Genomic DNA, 15,236 nt, shown 5'->3' with positions numbered 1-15,236 from the left:
CGATCTCGCTCTTCAATGACAGCGGGCTCTCCTTGGCCACCGCCAGCAGGTAGCGCTCATGGGCAATCGAGAAGAAGCGAAGCGAGCCGATATTCTCCACCGGCCGGATGAAGCCGAGATTGATGCGACCTGCCTCGATATGGCGGATGATGTCATCGGTAGTGCCGCTTTCGATATGCATGCGGATGTCAGGATATTTGCGGCCGATACGCGACAGGAAGGACGGCAGCACGCCGATCGTGGCCGGATAGACGGTGCCGATCGCAATCCTGCGCGCCGACCTTCCGCCGACCGAGCGGGCGATCTCCCTCGACAGGTCGACCTCACTCAGGATCCTGACCGACCGCTCATAGAAGGCTGCCCCTGCCCTTGTCAGTTCCACCCGTCTGGTCGAGCGGATGAAGAGCTGCACGCCGAGTTCCTTCTCCAGTGCCAGGATTGCATCCGACAGGCCAGGCTGGGTGATACTCACCTTGGCTGCGGCTCTGCCGAAATGCAGCTCCTCTGCCACCGCAACGAAGTAGGATAGCTGGCGTAGTTCCATGACCTCTCCCTCTCTACCTTCGATTTATACCCTATTTTGGGGTATCCCGAAAGCGGGTTTATTGAGGTCGCTGGTTTTTTCTTCAACTGGCGATCTAACTTGTCTTCTTTTCACGCAATCGTTTATGGGCGGATGATCGACGCCCTCGTTTCGGCCAGAAAAGCCGCAAACGTCACCCAGGCCGAGCTAGGCCAGCGGATCGGCCAACGGCAAACTTTCGTTTCGAAATTTGAGCTTGGCGAACGGCGGCTTGATCCAGCAGAATTCGTGAAGGTGAGTAGAGCGATCGGCGCCGATCCTTACGCCATTATGAAATCAGCCGAGTCCGATTAGAGGCTTGGTCGCCTTGATGGGAGCAGAACCCGAGGCCCGTTGTTCCACATCTGGCGCTCTTGAAAGGGTACGAATCTTCGACCCATGAGACCGATCTGCTAAGCGCCTTACAACGTACGATAGCCAAGCGGAAACGCCGCTTAGTTGACGGCAACATTTGCATTGCCTCGGCGATACGGTGGTGATCTGTACTCCATAGACATACCAAGACTTGCCGCTCGCGCGCTTCCCAAAAGTCTAACCAGCCGCAATCGGATCATCGACATCTTGGCTTTGGAAATGGTCGATCAAAAAGCGGGCGGCCGGTCCTGGAGGTGTGTCCGTTCGGTAAACAGCCTGGAGGCGGTAAGGGCCGCCCTTGCAGTCAGGAAGATCAAGCTGCACCAGACGCCCTGCTTCAATATCGTCTCTTACCATAGGTTCGGGCATGTTGCCCCAGCCAATGCCTTCTTTTAGCAGCATGTGCTTGGCGCCAAGGTCAGCGAGGCGCCACGTATGGTTCCCGACGACGGCAAACTCATGCCCTTGGGTAAGAGGCGATCTGTCGGTCAGAACCAATTGGATATGTCCTCGCGCCGCGCCCGGTGGATGAGATCCGCCAGCTAACGGATGATCCGGTGAAGCGACGGGGATTAGCTTGACAAAACCAACACCGATACGTTCCAACCCGGCAATCTCCACATCAAGAGGGCCGCTGACGCCTACCGATGCGGTTCGGTTGAGCACGAGCTGCGTCACCGCACCCAATGCCTCGACATAAAGCCGAAGCGAGACGCTCGGGAATTCATTCCGAAATGCTTTGAGCGTGTCCATGACCCGCGCCGCCGGCAGCATGACATCGAGCGCCAAGTGAACCTCGGGCTCTACCCCGCGGAGCATGCTCTTAACCTTTGCTCGAAGATTATCGATACCGTGAGCAACGCTTTTTGCCTCGGCAAGCACGGTCCTGCCCTCCAGCGTCAGCTGCGGTTTCTTTGTCGATAGCCGATCGAAGAGCGTGACGCCCAGCTGCGCCTCGAGATTGGCAATCGTATAGCTGATGACCGATGTCGCTCGATTGAGCTTGCGAGACGCTGCGGCAAAGCTGCCTGTTTCCACAACAGTAATGAACACTTTGAGCTGATCCAGCGTCGGCTGGCCGGGATCTGACATTTCGAATTCCTCGATCCTTTCAGCCGAAATTATCTGAGTTTTCCGAAACGTCCAGTGGGAATAGCTTCATCTCAACGAAATTCAACCGCCGGAGCAGACAATGTCTTATTTGTCGAACGCTGATATTGAGCAGGTCATTCTTCCATCGACCCGGGACCTCGGAGGGTTCTCCGTCAGACGCGCCTTACCTGCGGCCATGCGGCAGATGGTTGGACCGTTCATCTTCCTGGACAGCTTCGGCCCGGTGCGGTTCGATGCGGGTGCAGGTATCGACACCCGCCCTCACCCCCATATCGGTCTCTCGACACTCACCTACCTGCTAGAGGGCGAACTTTTGCACCGTGATAGCGAGCGCTACGTGCAGTCCATCAGCCCCGGCGAGGTCAATCTTATGGTCGCCGGCGCTGGAATTGTCCATTCGGAGCGCACTCCCGAGCACATCCGCAAAGACGGCGGACGGCTTTCAGGACTGCAGAGCTGGATCGCCCTTCCCAAGCGGTCTGAAGAGGCTGCGCCTCATTTTCAGCATATCGGCGCTCGCGAACTACCGACAGTAAATGGCGAGGGCATCAACATGAAGCTTCTCGCAGGCAGCCTTCATGGCCGGCGCTCCCCCGCCACCACGTATTCCGACCTTTTTTCCGCAGAAATCCAGCTTGAGGCTGGAGCTCGTTATAGGATTGATGGCGAGCATATCGAACGAGCCATTTTTGTCGTTGGTGGCGCCATTGAGATCGTGGGGCAAGTAGGCACGCACGGCCCGGATCGTCTTATCGTCTTCAAACCGGGCGCAGAAATCGTTGTGAGGGCAAGCGAGCCCGCCCGCTTTCTCGCCTTCGGCGGCGAACCGCTTCCAGAAAGGCGGTTTATCCGCTGGAATTTCGTTGCCACTGATCAGGATCGCATCCGTCATGCCGCCGATTTGTGGCGCGAACGGCAGTTTCCCGGTGTGCCAGGCGACGATGAATTCATTCCCCTCCCCGACAATTTCAACTGAAAATCGTTCAAACAAGGAGAACTAGTATGACCACCTATGCAATCATCGGATCTGGGGCGATCGGCTCTGCACTTGCCGAGCGGTTTAATGCCGCTGGCGTCGACGCAGTTATCGCCAATACACGCGGGCCAGCCTCGCTTCAGTCCATCACTGACAAGTCCGGTACCACTATTAAGGCAGTAGAGCTCGACGATGCTCTTCAGTCCGATGTGCTTATTTTGGCTGTCCCCTATGACGCCGTCCCCCAAATTGCTAGGAGAAAGGCTGCGTGGGACGGCCGCACGATCGTTGACGCCACGAACGCCATTGATTTTCCCGCTTTCAAGCCCCGCGACCTCGGTGGCCGACTGTCGTCGGAAATCGTCGCCGATCTCTTCCCCGGCGCCGAGCTCGTCAAGGCCTTCAATACCCTGCCTGCCGCGGTGCTTGCGGCCGATCCCGTCAAACCAAGCGGAAAGCGCGTTCTCTTTCTGTCGGGCAATTTTCCTGACGCCAGCAAAAAGGTCTCTGATCTTATCACGCGTCTGGGGTTTGCACCCTCTGACCTTGGAAGCTTCAAGGCCTCTGGCTCGCTGCAGCATTTCGGGCAGCCGCTCGTCGCTCTTAACCTGCTGAAGGATTGAACCGGTCGGAAAGCCGCTTCTGCTCAGCTTAGTAGGATCGTGCAATTTCGCAGGGTCATCATGATATCGCATCCCCCGGGATTTGTGAGATCAACGACCATCGAACAAACCAGAGGAGCGACACATGGAATTCCTTGCCAACATGATCCGGTCCTGCCGCACGAAGGGGATGAAAAACGACATCGAACGCCTTCCTGATGAGCATCTTGCGGCTTCGGGCCGGTCCCGTACCGAAATACTGACCAACACCGCCCGGCCGGGTACAGACGCATCATCCCCCGCAGCCTCTTCGTACGTTCGGGCACGCAAAAGGCAACAAGAACGACGGTACTCCTGGGAGCTCGACTGAAGAGATTGATGGCCGCGAGTTTCGCGGCTATCTCAGTTTCCACATCATATGCATCCTGAGAAGATTTATGATCGAACGTCTCGCGCGTATCCTCGCCGATAATTGCCGTAAAGACGGCGTGGCGGAAACAGTCGTCCCGCGGGTTCATATCCTCCGCTCCGTGACCCCTACGGAGGCTGTTCCAATCCTCCACAAGCCGGCAGTTTGTTTCGTTGCTCAGGGCCGAAAGCAGACGACACTGGCAGATCAGGTCTATCTCTACGAGCCGATGAAGTTTCTCATTGTCAGCGTTGATCTGCCAATCGCGGGACAGATCCTGGAGGCCTCCCACGAAAAGCCGTATCTTTGTCTGAGGCTCGACCTGGATCCGGGCGCCATTGCCGACGTCGTCAGTGCTGCGGTACCCGGAGGACTGCGCAACGAAGCCCCGCAGCGCGGCATCGCTGTCAGCGACGTGCCTGCGCCACTACTGGACGCGGTCGTAAGGCTTCCCCCCGAGGCAAGTCGCCGCGCGGCAATCGCGGCGTTGTTCAAGTATGTTGCGCCTCCTCCATAGTCTCGCCCGGCGTGATGACCCGATGGACGGCAAAGCGCGTAGACCCGGTGCTCGCCCTCCGCCACGAGATACGCTGCAGTGACGGCAGTCTGAGCTGCCCAATAAGCGGCAAGCCACGTACCCTCGCCCACCGGAGTGATCTGGTCCCGCAGATGAAATCCGGCCTTTGCGACAACGGACCAGTCAGCTCGGTAGGTCGCGCTTCCCGCCGGGAACATCGAGGGGAACACCCGTCCAGGTAAACCGCTGTTTTTCCACTCGCTAAAGGCGGTAGATAGGAACTCCAGATAAGCGTCCGAATGGACAGCGGAGATTGGATCAAGCCCGTGATCGGACGCCGCCACGATGTGGCAACCTGCTCGCTCCGCAGCGCGGAGGAGCGCGTCCAGACGTTCCGGAACGTCGCGGCTGGCGCGCAGGACGCCGTTCTCGACCACGTCACCCGCAACATGGGCCCGATGAGCTTCCGAATACACCACTTTCATCTCAAGCCGCCGGTCCGATCCCTGCCAGGCAGACGTACTTGATCTCAAGGTACTCGGAGATGCCGTACTTGGACCCTTCCCGCCCAAGTCCCGATTGCTTGACGCCGCCGAAGGGGGCTGCCTCGCTACCGATCAGGCCCGTGTTGACGCCGACCATACCCGCCTCGAGGGCCTCCGCCATCCGCCAGACGCGCGCGTAGTCCTTCGTGAAAAAATACGAGGCAAGTCCGTATTCCGTGTCGTTGGCCATGGCGACGACCTCACTTTCTGAGCTGAAGGAAATCAGGGGCGCAAGCGGCGCGAAGGTCTCTTCCTTGGCGACCTTCATCTGCTGCGTGACTCCCGTCATGACCGTCGGCTCGAAGAAGTTCCCCCCGAGTTCGCTTCTGCGCCCGCCCGTGAGCACCACCGCCCCCTTCGACAAGGCGTCCTCTATGTGCTCTTCGATTTTCGCGACCGCTTTGCCGTCGATAAGAGGCCCCTGCCTGGTGCCCGGGTCGCTACCGTTACCCAGCCTGAACTCACTCACACGCTTCGCGAGGGCCGCGGAAAAGGCCGGCAGGATTCCTTCCTGCACGTACAGCCTGTTGGCGCAGACACATGTCTGGCCGGCATTGCGGAACTTCGAGGCGATAGCGCCCTCGACGGCGATGTCTACATCCGCGTCATCGAATACGATGAAAGGAGCGTTGCCGCCCAGTTCGAGCGAGAGCCGCTTGATCTGTGCCGCTCCCCGCTCCATCAACCATCGGCCTACCTCGGTCGATCCCGTGAAGCTGATCTTCGCGATCTTGGGGTTGGAGCAGAACTCCTCCCCAATGGCTCTGGCGGGCCCGGTGACAACCGAGAAGAGGCCGTCGGGGATGCCCGCCTTCTGGGCGAGGTATGCGAGGGCAAGCGCGGACAAAGGCGTCTGCGACGCCGGCTTGAGTACCATGCTACAACCCGCGGCGAAGGCGGGACCGGCTTTCCTGGTGATCATTCCGTTCGGGAAATTCCAGGGAGTGATCGCCGCACAGGTACCCACAGGCTGCTTGAGGACGAGGTGGCGCTGTTCCGAAAGCGGAGCCGCTATGACATCGCCGTCAACCCGCTTGGCTTCCTCGGCAAACCACTCGATGTAGTTGGCGTTGGCGAGGATTTCCCCCCTCGCTTCGCTCAACGGCTTCCCCTGCTCCCGCGTCAATATGAGCGCCAGGTCATCGCAATTTTCCACGATCAGGTCGAACCACTTCTTCAGCACGGTCGCCCGTTCCCTCGCCGGTCGGGCAGCCCACGCCTTCTGTTCCCGGTGCGCCACGTCGATGGCGAGACGCACGGCATCAACCCCGAGGCTCGGCAGGTCAGCGATCTCGCTACCGTCGAATGGATCGTTCACTGTGATGCGTCCATCGGAGGGGGATTCGACCCATGTTCCCGCCACGAAGGCGCGGTCACGCAGCAGTTCCGGCTCCCGGAGCCCGAGGTCTCGAAAGATGGTCATCGTTAATTGTCCTGAAATTAGGCCGGGATCAGCACGGCGTCATCGCTGTTCCAGCCGAGGGAAAGTGACTGGGACGGCCTGATGTCGATATTCGCCCCGACGTTCGGCACCTTGGCGACGACCGTCGATGTCTCGTTGAGTCTGACATGAACCCGCTTGTGGTCTCCGAGGTAGATGACCTCCTCGACCGTACCGCCAAACGTGTTGGGGCATGCTTCAGCCGGATCGAGCTTCACCCGCTCCGGACGTACGGATACGAGGACCCTTTGCCGCTCCTTGAATGAAAGGCTGCTGCGGACGTACATCCGGTGACCCGTGTCTGTCTCGACTGCATAGTCTTCTCCGGCACGCCCGGATATCTCGCCGACGATACGGTTGTTTTCGCCGATGAAACCCGAGACGAAAGAGGTCGCGGGGCGTTCGTACAACTCGGCCGGCGGAGCCAGCTGTTCGATCTTCCCTGCGTTGAACACGGCGACCCGGTCCGACATCGTCAATGCCTCCGACTGGTCGTGCGTTACATAAACCACGGTTATGCCAAGGCGTTCGTGTAGGTGCTTGATCTCGAGCTGCAGATGCTCGCGGAGGTTCTTGTCCAGAGCCCCGAGAGGCTCGTCCATCAGGACCACGTCAGGCTCGAACACGATGGCACGCGCGAGGGCGATGCGCTGCTGCTGTCCGCCGGAAAGCTGCGCGGGCTTCCGCTCGCCAAGCGCCGCCATCTGTACCACGTCGAGAACCCGCCGCACCCGCTCGGTCCGCTCGGCCTTCGGCATCTTGCGTACCCGCAACGGGTACTCCAGGTTCTCCGCGACGGTCATGTGCGGAAACAGTGCGTAATTCTGGAACACCATGCCGATGTTCCTGCGATGCGGTGGCACGGACTCAAGCGAGCGGCCGGCGATGCGGATGTGTCCGCCGCTCGGAGCCTCGAACCCAGCGAGCATCATGAGACTTGTGGTCTTGCCCGACCCCGAAGGCCCGAGCATCGTCAGGAACTCACCCTGAGCGATCGAAAGGTTGAGGTTGTCCACAACCAGATTGCGGCCGTCGTAGCTCTTGTCGACGTTTATGAATTCGACGTAACTTGCTGATGACATAGCGGTTCCCCTTTTTGTGCCGTTGCGCTTATGCCGTTGCGAAGATGGGAGGTCGCTTGCCCGACCAGGGCCGAGCTTCCTCGAGCTGCGCGGCGAGCCGGAAAAGCGTTTCCTCATCGTTGAAGCGTCCGGTAAACTGTGTTCCCACGGGCAGTCCTCCGGCCGTCCAGGCAAGCGGGACGCTCATGGAGGGTAGACCCGCCATGTTCGCGAAGGTGGTGAACGCGAGGAACTGGAGAAAGCGCTCCATCACCTCCTCGCCACCATGCGTGTCGGCGTCGAAGTGCCCTAGAACGGGTGGGGGCGACCCCAGGGTGGGCGTCAGCCAGATGTCGAAATCGCCGAGGAAGCTCGCGACGGTCCGGCCTACACCGTGGAACCAGTTCAGGTCCACGAGGTAGTCCGCCGCCGTGATCCTTGATCCAACCGCGAACAGGTACTGGTTGAAAGTCTCCACTTTCCCGGCAAGTGTCTCGGCAGGAACGTTCCTGCTACGGGCAAGAGCGGTGATTGCGCGTGTAGCAGTCATCGCCCAGAAGCGCTTGTAGTAGGTCCTATAGGTCTCGGCATCCAGGTGCGGGCGGGCTTCGACCACCTCGTGCCCAAGGCTCTCGCAGAGCCTGGCCGTCGAGACCGTTGCGGCGATACAGTCAGGATCGACATGGGTGCCGAGCAGGGACTCCGTCGTGAGAGCGATCCTCAGTCTGCGGGGGGAGGACTGGAGTGCCTGCACGTAGTCGATCTCCGGAGGGGGAGCCGTGTACGGGTCCCCAGCCATCGCACCCCGTGTCGCGTCGAGCAAGGCGGCGCTGTCGCGCACGGTTCTCGAAAGGACGTGCTCGTTCACGATGCCGCCGGTGCTGTCACCGAGGTCCGGGCCGAGGCTTATTCTTCCCCTTGAGGGCTTGAGGCCGAACAGGCCGCAGCACGAAGCGGGGATACGGATCGATCCCGCACCGTCGCCACCGTGAGCGGCCGGGACGATCCCTGCAGCCACGGCTGCCCCTGCTCCGCCGCTCGAACCTCCGCTCGAACGGGACGTGTCCCATGGGTTGAGCGTGGCACCGAACAACCTGGGCTCAGTGGTCCCCAGCGTGCCGAACTCGCAGAGGTTCGTTTTCCCGAACGTACTGAGGCCCGCGTTGCGGTATCTGCGCATCAGTTCGCTGTCATGCTGCGGTATGAAGTCTTTGGTGATTTCCGATGCGCCCGAGGTGGGTATACCCGCCATGTGGCAGTAGAGGTCTTTTACAAGAAAGGGCGCTCCGGCGAAGGCGGTGTCCGGAGAGGCGTTTCCCGCCTCGGCCCGCGCCTCTTCGTGGAGTGGCCTGATGATGGCGTTCACCTTCGGGTTCACTAGCTCCGCGCGGCGTATGGCCGCCTCAAGGAGTTCCGACGCGGTAACATCTCCGGATTTGACCAATGCGGCCTGGGCAGTCAAATCGAGGTCTGCGAATTCGTCCATGGCCATCGCTCACTTACCCAGTTCGGCCGAAGCGTCGTCGAGAGCCGCAGCGATTCCATCGACCAGTTCCCCGACCTGGGACTTCGTCATGACGAACGGCGGGCAGACGGAGATCACGTCCCCCATGTTGCGGATCATGACACTGTGTGCGCGGCAGCGCCGTTCGACGAGCGCTCCCACCTTCAGGGCGGGATCGAAAGGGGTTCTCGTGGACCTGTCCGCAACCAGTTCGATTCCCGCGAGAAAACCCGCGCCCCGGATTTCGCCGACCATGGGGTGATCCGCGATCGTTGCTTCGAGCTTGCCGAACAGGTGGCCGCCGAGTTCGCGGGCGCGGGCGGGGATATCCATCTCGCGGTATATGCGGAGGACTTCGGCAGCCACGGCCGCGGTCACCGGGTGTCCCGAATACGTGAAGCCGTGACCGAAGACGCCGATACGGTCCGCTTCGTCGGCTATGGCCTGGTAGACGTGATCGCCGATCACGGCAGCGGCGATCGGCATGTAACCGGACGAGAGCCCCTTGGCGATGGACATCATGTCCGGAACGAACCCGAACGTCTCGCATCCGAACCAGTTTCCGCTACGGCCGAAGCCGCAGACGACTTCGTCGGAGAGTAGCAGGATGTCGTTCCGGGTCAGAACTTCGCGGACACGGGGGAAGTAATCCGCCGGAGGAGAGACGACGCCGCCCGCGCCCATGATCGGCTCGGCGATCATCGCGGCGATGGTGTCGGCACCTTCGGAAGCGATCAGCGTCTCGAGATCGTCTATCAGCCGGTTGCAATAAGCCTCCTCTGTTTCGTCGGGCAGAGCGTTCTTGTAGAAATGGGGCTTTCCCGCGTAGACGACGTTGAGGCTAGGAAGGTTGAAGCTCTCATGCATATGCGGCAGGCCACCCAGAGCCGCCCCCATCACGGTGCTACCGTGGAAAGCGCCCTTGCGGCTGATGATTTTTCGTTTGGACGGCTTCCCGCGCGCGATGTTGTAGTACCAGGCGAGCTTGACCATCGTGTCATTGGCCTCCGAGCCGGAATTGACCAGGAACACCCTGCTGCCCGGGATCGGGGATAGTTCCGCGATCTGCTCGACAACGTCCGCGCACGGGTCGTTGGAGCGGTGGTTGAAGGTGTGGTAGGTGGCGAGCTTCTTCATCTGGGCCGCCGCCAGCTCCGCCAGACGGTCATTCTCGAAGCCGAGCGATGCGCACCACAGCCCTCCCATACCCTCAAGGTAGCGGTTCCCGAGTTCGTCGAGAACGTAACATCCCTCTCCCCTGGATATCATCAGCGGGCCGTCAGCTTCTTGGCGACGGGGATTGGTCTGCGAGTGAAAGTGGTACGCCATATCGCGTGACCTGAGCGAATTAAGCACGACAGCCTCCAATGTGTTCTTGCATTTTATAACTTATAAGTTATCAGATGAATTTGGCAACCGTTGTTATCGCTTTTGGATAAAATTCGTCATCTGGAGTGCATCGCGCCGGTATAAGATATAAGTGATTAAACGAAGCGTCCGGCCAGGACCGCGAGAGTAGGATTAGGGGCTAAGACGATGAGTGTGATAGACATGCAGCCAGGGGAGATGGGGAGCCTGTCGGCAAGGATCTACGCGAAGCTTCGTGAGGGTCTGATTGTAGGGAGTTTTGCTCCTGGCGAACGGCTTTTGATGCAAGAGCTCGCGGAGAAGCTCGGCACCAGTGTCACCCCGGTGCGCGAGGCGTGCCTGCGTCTGGTTAGTGAGCAGGCATTTGAACTTCGTTCGGGTCGATTTGTCATCGTCCCTGAACTTAGTCGGGACCGCTATGTCCAAATAAAAGTCATACGCACTGCTCTTGAGGGACTCGCTGCTGAACTGGCAACAGAGAATGTGTCAGCGGCAGATATCCAGCAGCTAAAAAACTCCCACGACGCTTTTGTCGCGAGCGAGAAATCTGATGACTTTGAGGCTGCAAGATCGGCGAACAGGTCTTTCCATTTCGGCGTCTATCGCCTTTCTAAAATGCCGATGCTCATCGCCCAAATTGAGACAATGTGGGTGTCGATGGGCCCCATCTTGAACGTGTATTATCGCGAAATCCCGCACGATTACGTTGGCGCGGAAGAGCATGAGCACCTCCTGGACGCTCTCCGGTTAAAAGACAAGAAGAGGGCTCGGGCGGCGATCGAAAACGATATTGCGCGAGCGTCCACAAGCTTCCTGCGGTATTTTGAAGAACGCGAGCTAGCGTAGCCCCCGTCAACTTGGACTTTAGTTTGCAACTTCGGCAACACGCGGCGTGCGCAAGCCCGCCGTCTCGCCGCCATCGACTGTGATCACTGTTCCGTTCACATACGTCGACTGCTCGGAGAGCAGCCATGCGACGACATCTGCGACCTCTTCGGGAGTGCCGAAGCGGTTGGCGGGTATTCGAAGTTCAAGCTGTTTTTTGCGCAGCGGGTCCGCCATGATCTTATCCATCATGCGTGTGGCGATCTGACCGGGGCAGACGGCGTTGAACCGGACTTCCTCCCCGAATTCGAGTGCCAGCGCCTCGGTCATGCCGATCACGGCCGCCTTGGAGGCGCAGTAGACAGCGAGCCCCTCCTCTCCGGTCTTGCCCGCGATGCTGGCGATGTTGACGACAGACCCGCGCCCCTTCCGCAGCCCCTCGAGAGCATGCCTCGTAAAAAGGAAAGCGCTGCGGGCGTTTACTGCGAGCACCTCGTCCCAGTCCGACTGGCTGGCCTCCGCGAACGAAATGCGCCTGGACATGCCCGCGTTGTTGACGAGGCCGGAAAGCCTTCCGCCCCCCAGCTCCAACGCCTTATGCACGACGAGCTCGCAGTCGCTTTCCCGGCTTACGTCGCCCGGAATGAAGATAACACCCGGATTAGCGGCGGCCAGTGCCTCTCCCGCGGCGTGATCCCTACCTGTGGCGAGGACCTGTTTACCGGCTGCGGCCAGTACTTCCACGCAAGCCCGGCCGATACCGTGTGTAGAACCTGTAACGATGATCATTCCTGAAATACTCCCATTAGTCGACCGGGGACTTGTTGGCGGCCGCGCGGTGTTGAACGAATGCCCCGAAACCCATAAGGGCAGCCGAAACGATGACGAGCAGAGTCGACATCGCGAGGATAGAGGGGTCGATGTTATCTCTGAGGCCGTCGAACATCTGGCGGGGCAGCGTCCGCTGGCCTGGACCGCTGATGAACAGCGCCACGACCACCTCGTCGAAGGAGAACACAAAGGCGAAGAGCGCTCCCGATATGACGCCAGGCGCGATCAGCGGAAGCGTGACGGTCCGGAACGCGTGGAAGGGGGTCGCCCCCAGACTGGCCGCTGCGCGTACGAGGTTCGTGTCGAAGTTCTTGAGGGTCGCCGTAACCGTGATCACGACGAAGGGAACCGCCAGAACCGCGTGAGCCAGAACGAGGCCGAGGAAGGACGCCACCAGGCCGAGCTTGGCAAAGAAGAAGTACATCCCAACCCCGCTGATGACCACCGGAACGATCATCGGAGAGATAACGACCGCGAGGATCGTCGATCTGGCAGGCAGATATCCTCTCGACAGGCCGAGAGCCGCGATCGTCCCAAGGGCACTGGCAACGACGGTCGCTCCTGCCCCGATGAGAAGGCTGTTCATCAACGCCGACATCCAGGGCTGTGGCTGGAGTATCTTGTAATACCACTGCAGCGAAAACCCGGGCAGTGGATATGACAGGAAATTGGCAGAGCTGAAGGAGATCGGAATGATGGCCAGCGTCGGACCGATCAGGAAGACCATGGCCAGGATGCAGAACGCTATCTGCAGGCGTCGGATGCTTGAAGGCACGGCTCACTCCATTCCCACGATACGGCCGATGCCCACGATCTTGCCGACGATGATGTAAAGGGCGAGGATACAGCTCAGAAGCAAGACTCCAAGAGCCGCGGACATGCCCCAGTTGATGGTGGTGTTGGCGTAGAACGCCACGAAGTAGCTGAGCATCTGGTCCGACGCGCCGCCGACGAGCGTCGGCGTTACGTAATATCCGGCCGCGATGATGAACGTCAGGAGACATCCTGCTCCCACGCCCGGCAGCGTCAACGGGAGGTAGACCCGCAGAAACGTGGTGACGGGGCCAGCGCCGAGGGAGGATGATGCGCGCACGAATGACGGTGGAATGCCTTTCATAACGCTCACGAGCGGCAGGACCATGAACGGCAGCAGGATGTGTACCATCGCTATGTAAAGCCCGGTCCTGTTGAACACGAGCTCAAGCGGCGCGTTGGTCAGTCCCGCCGCCTGCAGCGCGCGGTTCACTATTCCCTCTTTCTGTAGGATCACGATCCACGCGCTCGTCCGCACCAGAAGCGAGGTCCAGAAGGGCAGCAGGACACAGGCCAGCATGATGGCGGAGAAGCGCCCGCCCACGGCCACGACGGCATTCGCGATCGGGTACGCCAGCAGGACGCAGATGACCGTGACGAATCCACTTATGGTCAGCGTGCGTGCGAGGGTGGAAAGAAACAGCCGCTCCTCCGGAGGGGCGAGTTTGATACCTCCGTCGTCTCCCGGCCTGAGGTCGACCGCCGACAGCAGGTAGAAGGCAGTCAGCGGTGAGCCATTGCGCTGGATCGCTCGCCAGTAGGAGGGATCCTTCCATTGATCGTCGACGCCGACCAGGTATTCCCGGCCGGAGGTTATCTCGGCGCTTTTGGCGTTTCTCACCGTCTTCGCCAGGAGGCTACGGAACCCGGTGATCTCGTAGTTCAACCGACGGCCCGCTTCCGCCAGGACATTCGGCTGAACGTCGGACCGTATGTCCGCCACGAGCGCGTCGAAGGCCGACGAAGGCGGATCGGATTGCCCGTCCCATGCCCGCAGGGCCTCCAGCGTTCGGGGAAGAGCGCCGCGGACCTCGGGGTTGCTGACCGCATAGAAGAGCATTGTGCCAAGCGGGAGGACGAATGCGAATACGATGAAGGCGACAAGAGGTCCGATCAAGGCAAGGGAGATCATTGTCTGCCGTCTTCGATCGGCGCGGAACCCGGCCGCCAGCGCGGAAGCGCGCTCCGGCCGGCCGGCGGCAGCCTCCGAAGGCTGCCGTACCATGATGCCGGAGATCACTGAGCCCGCCATGTCGCGAACCTCGCCTCTAGGGCCTCGCCGTTATCCGCCCAGAACTCGGTGTTCAGCCCGACTGCGGACTTAAGGTTTTCCTCCGTCGTCGGGAGGTCTTTTGCCAGTTCCGGCTTGATGCTCTGTATGGCTTTCTTGTTGGTCACCCCATACGCGATATACTGCGGGAATGCAGACTGGGCCGCGTCCGAAGCTGCGAAGGCGATGAACTTCTGCGCGTTCTCGCGGTTCGAGCTTCCCTTCACGATGCCCCAGTAGTCGATACCGTAGACCTGGCCATCCCAGATGAGGGCGAAGTTCTTGCCGGAAGCGTTGGCGGCGGTCACGCGGCCGTTAAATGTCGCGGTGGCGACCACGTCACCCGCCGCGAGACGTTCCAGGGATTCGGCCCCGGACGTCCACCAGATGATGTCGCCCTTGATCCGGTCGAGCTTCGCGAATGCGCGGTCCTGTCCGGCTTTCGTCGCGAGGACCTTGTAGACCTCACCCGGAGACACCCCGTCGGCCAGAAGGGCGATTTCGAGCGTCATCTTGGCTGTCTGGCGAAAACCCCTCTTCCCGGGCCACTTCTTCATGTCCCAGAAATCCGCCCAGTTCTGCGGCCCGTCGGCGGTTTTGGACCTGTCATAGCTGGGTACCATCGACCACACGAAAGCTCCCACGCCGCAGTCACTGTAGGCTTCGGGAATGAAGTCGTCCCTGTTGGCGATCTTGCTCCAGTCGAGCTCCTCGAACAGCCCTTCCGCGCACCCGGAAAGCAAAGTGTTCTGCTCGACCTGCATGACGTCCCAGGAGACGCTGCCGCTAGCGACCATAGCACGGACCTTCGCCATCTGGCCCGAATAGGAATCCTCGGTGACTGCGATGCCGGACGACTTGGCGAAGGGCTCGAAAAACGCCTTCCGCTCCGCGTCCTGGAGAACGCCGCCCGCTCCCACAACGGTCAGCTTGCCGGGTTCGGCCAGGCTCATCGACGAGACGCCAAGGCCGGCGAGCAAAACCAGCGCCCCAATGAAATCGCGATAGTGCATGAGACCTCTCC

The 15,236-nt window shown here is 60.3% G+C and carries 15 protein-coding genes and 1 pseudogene; 5 read left to right on the top strand and 11 right to left on the bottom strand.

The window, feature by feature from the left end; translation table 11 throughout:
- Nucleotides 1-544: LysR family transcriptional regulator (locus JNB85_RS19925; protein WP_220336025.1), on the bottom strand; the 544-nt coding region annotated here is incomplete at its 3' end.
- 36 nt (nucleotides 545-580) lie between these two features.
- Here JNB85_RS19925 and JNB85_RS19920 point away from each other — a divergent pair.
- Nucleotides 581-877, top strand: coding sequence for a helix-turn-helix domain-containing protein (locus JNB85_RS19920; protein WP_220336024.1), 297 nt, complete (start codon nucleotides 581-583; stop codon nucleotides 875-877).
- A gap of 237 nt (nucleotides 878-1,114) precedes the next feature.
- Here the strand turns inward: JNB85_RS19920 and JNB85_RS19915 are convergent, their stop codons facing one another.
- A complete protein-coding gene (locus tag JNB85_RS19915) occupies nucleotides 1,115-2,029 on the bottom strand; it encodes a LysR family transcriptional regulator (RefSeq protein WP_135856626.1) in 915 nt (304 codons plus the stop codon).
- A gap of 100 nt (nucleotides 2,030-2,129) precedes the next feature.
- Between JNB85_RS19915 and JNB85_RS19910 the strand changes: the two genes are divergently transcribed.
- The 3 genes from JNB85_RS19910 to JNB85_RS19900 all read left to right on the top strand — a co-directional run bounded on the left by JNB85_RS19910 (nucleotide 2,130) and on the right by JNB85_RS19900 (nucleotide 4,554).
- The gene (locus JNB85_RS19910; protein ID WP_220336023.1) at nucleotides 2,130-3,026 is read left to right on the top strand and encodes a pirin family protein; all 897 of its coding nucleotides are present in this window, start codon (nucleotides 2,130-2,132) and stop codon (nucleotides 3,024-3,026) included.
- A 2-nt stretch (nucleotides 3,027-3,028) separates the two neighbouring features.
- A complete protein-coding gene (locus JNB85_RS19905; RefSeq protein WP_338050338.1) occupies nucleotides 3,029-3,649 on the top strand; it encodes an NADPH-dependent F420 reductase in 621 nt (206 codons plus the stop codon).
- Between the two features lie 416 nt (nucleotides 3,650-4,065).
- Nucleotides 4,066-4,554 carry an AraC family transcriptional regulator gene (locus JNB85_RS19900; RefSeq protein WP_223216543.1) on the top strand — a complete coding sequence of 163 codons (489 nt, stop codon included), beginning with the start codon at nucleotides 4,066-4,068 and terminating at the stop codon, nucleotides 4,552-4,554.
- Here the strand turns inward: JNB85_RS19900 and JNB85_RS19895 are convergent.
- The 5 genes and pseudogenes from JNB85_RS19895 to JNB85_RS19875 form a co-directional block, all read right to left on the bottom strand.
- Nucleotides 4,554-5,039, bottom strand: a pseudogene (locus JNB85_RS19895) (arginase family protein); the annotation flags it as partial. The gene JNB85_RS19900 and the pseudogene JNB85_RS19895 sit on opposite strands and share 1 nt — an antisense overlap.
- 1 nt (nucleotide 5,040) lies before the next feature.
- Nucleotides 5,041-6,522 (bottom strand): NAD-dependent succinate-semialdehyde dehydrogenase, encoded by a 1,482-nt coding sequence (locus JNB85_RS19890; RefSeq protein WP_223216542.1) that lies wholly within the window; start codon nucleotides 6,520-6,522, stop codon nucleotides 5,041-5,043.
- A 17-nt stretch (nucleotides 6,523-6,539) separates the two neighbouring features.
- Nucleotides 6,540-7,622, bottom strand: coding sequence for an ABC transporter ATP-binding protein (locus JNB85_RS19885; RefSeq protein ID WP_220336021.1), 1,083 nt, complete (start codon nucleotides 7,620-7,622; stop codon nucleotides 6,540-6,542).
- Between the two features lie 28 nt (nucleotides 7,623-7,650).
- Nucleotides 7,651-9,087, bottom strand: coding sequence for an amidase (locus tag JNB85_RS19880; protein WP_220336020.1), 1,437 nt, complete (start codon nucleotides 9,085-9,087; stop codon nucleotides 7,651-7,653).
- Between the two features lie 9 nt (nucleotides 9,088-9,096).
- The gene (locus JNB85_RS19875; RefSeq protein WP_220336019.1) at nucleotides 9,097-10,461 is read right to left on the bottom strand and encodes an aminotransferase; all 1,365 of its coding nucleotides are present in this window, start codon (nucleotides 10,459-10,461) and stop codon (nucleotides 9,097-9,099) included.
- 180 nt (nucleotides 10,462-10,641) lie between these two features.
- Between JNB85_RS19875 and JNB85_RS19870 the strand changes: the two genes are divergently transcribed.
- Nucleotides 10,642-11,319: a GntR family transcriptional regulator gene (locus JNB85_RS19870; protein ID WP_220336018.1), complete on the top strand. Its 678-nt coding sequence runs from the start codon at nucleotides 10,642-10,644 to the stop codon at nucleotides 11,317-11,319.
- Nucleotides 11,320-11,337: 18 nt separating this feature from the next.
- Here the strand turns inward: JNB85_RS19870 and JNB85_RS19865 are convergent, their stop codons facing one another.
- From JNB85_RS19865 to JNB85_RS19850, 4 genes are read right to left on the bottom strand one after another with little or no spacing between them, the layout of a single operon-like run.
- On the bottom strand, nucleotides 11,338-12,087 hold the full coding sequence (locus JNB85_RS19865; RefSeq protein WP_220336017.1) for an SDR family NAD(P)-dependent oxidoreductase: 750 nt from the start codon (nucleotides 12,085-12,087) through the stop codon (nucleotides 11,338-11,340).
- Between the two features lie 16 nt (nucleotides 12,088-12,103).
- Nucleotides 12,104-12,904: an ABC transporter permease gene (locus tag JNB85_RS19860; RefSeq protein ID WP_220336016.1), complete on the bottom strand. Its 801-nt coding sequence runs from the start codon at nucleotides 12,902-12,904 to the stop codon at nucleotides 12,104-12,106.
- Between the two features lie 3 nt (nucleotides 12,905-12,907).
- Nucleotides 12,908-14,194 carry an ABC transporter permease gene (locus JNB85_RS19855; protein WP_220336015.1) on the bottom strand — a complete coding sequence of 429 codons (1,287 nt, stop codon included), beginning with the start codon at nucleotides 14,192-14,194 and terminating at the stop codon, nucleotides 12,908-12,910.
- Complete coding sequence (locus tag JNB85_RS19850; protein WP_220336014.1) at nucleotides 14,179-15,225, bottom strand: ABC transporter substrate-binding protein; 1,047 nt, start codon at nucleotides 15,223-15,225, stop codon at nucleotides 14,179-14,181. Before JNB85_RS19850 ends, JNB85_RS19855 begins: the two co-directional genes overlap by 16 nt.
- Nucleotides 15,226-15,236: the final 11 nt, after the last annotated feature.

The organism is Rhizobium mesosinicum (assembly GCF_019511345.1).
Taxonomy (GTDB): Bacteria; Pseudomonadota; Alphaproteobacteria; order Rhizobiales; family Rhizobiaceae; genus Rhizobium; species Rhizobium mesosinicum.
The sequence above is the reverse complement of the archived record's forward strand: the minus strand, read 5'-3'. Positions and strand labels throughout refer to the sequence as shown.

Excerpts from the sequence above, each read along its gene's own strand:
- JNB85_RS19885 (WP_220336021.1), bottom strand. The coding sequence starts at position 7,622 with ATGTCATCAGCAAGTTACGTCGAATTCATAAACGTCGACAAGAGCTAC.
- JNB85_RS19915 (WP_135856626.1), bottom strand. The coding sequence starts at position 2,029 with ATGTCAGATCCCGGCCAGCCGACGCTGGATCAGCTCAAAGTGTTCATT.
- JNB85_RS19900 (WP_223216543.1), top strand. The coding sequence starts at position 4,066 with ATGATCGAACGTCTCGCGCGTATCCTCGCCGATAATTGCCGTAAAGAC.
- JNB85_RS19870 (WP_220336018.1), top strand. The coding sequence starts at position 10,642 with ATGAGTGTGATAGACATGCAGCCAGGGGAGATGGGGAGCCTGTCGGCA.
- JNB85_RS19880 (WP_220336020.1), bottom strand. The coding sequence starts at position 9,087 with ATGGACGAATTCGCAGACCTCGATTTGACTGCCCAGGCCGCATTGGTC.
- JNB85_RS19910 (WP_220336023.1), top strand. The coding sequence starts at position 2,130 with ATGTCTTATTTGTCGAACGCTGATATTGAGCAGGTCATTCTTCCATCG.
- JNB85_RS19850 (WP_220336014.1), bottom strand. The coding sequence starts at position 15,225 with ATGCACTATCGCGATTTCATTGGGGCGCTGGTTTTGCTCGCCGGCCTT.
- JNB85_RS19855 (WP_220336015.1), bottom strand. The coding sequence starts at position 14,194 with ATGGCGGGCTCAGTGATCTCCGGCATCATGGTACGGCAGCCTTCGGAG.
- JNB85_RS19865 (WP_220336017.1), bottom strand. The coding sequence starts at position 12,087 with ATGATCATCGTTACAGGTTCTACACACGGTATCGGCCGGGCTTGCGTG.
- JNB85_RS19890 (WP_223216542.1), bottom strand. The coding sequence starts at position 6,522 with ATGACCATCTTTCGAGACCTCGGGCTCCGGGAGCCGGAACTGCTGCGT.